2 rRNA genes are annotated in these 1951 nt (G+C 50.7%); both read left to right on the forward strand.

Features of this window, described 5'->3' with window-relative positions:
* A 16S ribosomal RNA gene (locus ABE34_RS16210) occupies positions 1-1334 on the forward strand; the annotation flags it as partial.
* Between the two features lie 304 nt (positions 1335-1638).
* Positions 1639-1951, forward strand: a 23S ribosomal RNA gene (locus ABE34_RS16215); the annotation flags it as partial.

The raw sequence follows: 1951 nt of genomic DNA on the forward strand, positions 1-1951 counted from the left end.
TCGGCTGTCGCTATAAGATGGGCCCGCGGCGCATTAGCTAGTTGGTGAGGTAACGGCTCACCAAGGCGACGATGCGTAGCCGACCTGAGAGGGTGATCGGCCACACTGGGACTGAGACACGGCCCAGACTCCTACGGGAGGCAGCAGTAGGGAATCTTCCACAATGGGCGAAAGCCTGATGGAGCAACGCCGCGTGAGTGAAGAAGGTTTTCGGATCGTAAAACTCTGTTGTAAGGGAAGAACAAGTACAGTAGTAACTGGCTGTACCTTGACGGTACCTTATTAGAAAGCCACGGCTAACTACGTGCCAGCAGCCGCGGTAATACGTAGGTGGCAAGCGTTGTCCGGAATTATTGGGCGTAAAGCGCGCGCAGGCGGTCCTTTAAGTCTGATGTGAAAGCCCACGGCTCAACCGTGGAGGGTCATTGGAAACTGGGGGACTTGAGTGCAGAAGAGGAAAGTGGAATTCCAAGTGTAGCGGTGAAATGCGTAGAGATTTGGAGGAACACCAGTGGCGAAGGCGACTTTCTGGTCTGTAACTGACGCTGAGGCGCGAAAGCGTGGGGAGCAAACAGGATTAGATACCCTGGTAGTCCACGCCGTAAACGATGAGTGCTAAGTGTTAGGGGGTTTCCGCCCCTTAGTGCTGCAGCTAACGCATTAAGCACTCCGCCTGGGGAGTACGGTCGCAAGACTGAAACTCAAAGGAATTGACGGGGGCCCGCACAAGCGGTGGAGCATGTGGTTTAATTCGAAGCAACGCGAAGAACCTTACCAGGTCTTGACATCCCGTTGACCACTGTAGAGATATGGTTTTCCCTTCGGGGACAACGGTGACAGGTGGTGCATGGTTGTCGTCAGCTCGTGTCGTGAGATGTTGGGTTAAGTCCCGCAACGAGCGCAACCCTTGATCTTAGTTGCCATCATTTAGTTGGGCACTCTAAGGTGACTGCCGGTGACAAACCGGAGGAAGGTGGGGATGACGTCAAATCATCATGCCCCTTATGACCTGGGCTACACACGTGCTACAATGGACGATACAAACGGTTGCCAACTCGCGAGAGGGAGCTAATCCGATAAAGTCGTTCTCAGTTCGGATTGTAGGCTGCAACTCGCCTACATGAAGCCGGAATCGCTAGTAATCGCGGATCAGCATGCCGCGGTGAATACGTTCCCGGGCCTTGTACACACCGCCCGTCACACCACGAGAGTTTGTAACACCCGAAGTCGGTGGGGTAACCTTTTGGAGCCAGCCGCCGAAGGTGGGATAGATGATTGGGGTGAAGTCGTAACAAGGTAGCCGTATCGGAAGGTGCGGCTGGATCACCTCCTTTCTAAGGATATTTTCGGAATACAAACCTAGGGTTTGTAAGATTACGTTTTGCGTTCAGTTTTGAAGGTTCATTCTTCTGAATGAATTACTTCAAAACTTGTTCTTTGAAAACTGGATAAAACGACATTGAAATTGTAACAAACACATTTATTTTTTAAGTTTTTTTATAGGCTTAATAACGAATAAGGTTTCAAGACACGAGTAGTTCTAGGAAGCAATTGAGAGAAGGAAGGAGCGTACCTATGTACGTGACTGACTGAACGAGTGAAGCTGACGACGAAATGCGATGTGTATTGAAAGCTGTAGGTTAAGTTATTAAGGGCGCACGGCGAATGCCTTGGCACTAGGAGCCGAAGAAGGACGGCACTAACACCGATATGCTTCGGGGAGCTGTAAGTGAGCTTTGATCCGGAGATTTCCGAATGGGGGAACCCACTACGTTTAATCGCGTAGTATCTTGACGTGAATACATAGCGTCTTGAAGGCAGACCCAGGGAACTGAAACATCTAAGTACCTGGAGGAAGAGAAAGAAAAATCGATTCCCTGAGTAGCGGCGAGCGAAACGGGAAGAGCCCAAACCAAGAGGCTTGCCTCTTGGGGTTGTAGGACACTCTATA

The organism is Lysinibacillus sphaericus (genome assembly GCF_015844675.1).
In the GTDB taxonomy this organism is placed as follows: Bacteria; Bacillota; Bacilli; order Bacillales_A; family Planococcaceae; genus Lysinibacillus; species Lysinibacillus sphaericus_E.